Raw genomic sequence first — 293 nt, forward strand, 5'->3', positions numbered from 1 at the left:
AAACGCCAACTGCTCTCACTTTGCCAGATTTTTTTAAGGTTTGGAAAGCTTGTAGAAAGGCTTCTGTTTCTTCAGGTTTATCCCACCAAATATGACAAAAGAACAAATCTATATAATCCGTTTTAAGCCGCAGTAAACTAGCATCAAACGCATCAATGATCTTTTGAGGATCTCCATACACGGCTGGTTGATTGGGGTCATAATGATGACCAATTAATCCACCTTTTGTAGAAAGAATGATGTCCTGCCTACGTTTATGTATAGCTTTTGCAACGAGTGTTTCACTATGACCT

1 protein-coding gene is annotated in these 293 nt (G+C 38.6%); it reads right to left on the minus strand.

What is annotated here, in order from left to right; genetic code table 11:
• On the minus strand, positions 1-293 hold a 293-nt coding region (locus tag ACSG5Z_RS31230), incomplete at both ends, for an aldo/keto reductase (protein WP_435712893.1).

This window comes from Bacillus pretiosus (genome assembly GCF_051294775.1).
Classification (GTDB): domain Bacteria; phylum Bacillota; class Bacilli; order Bacillales; family Bacillaceae_G; genus Bacillus_A; species Bacillus_A wiedmannii.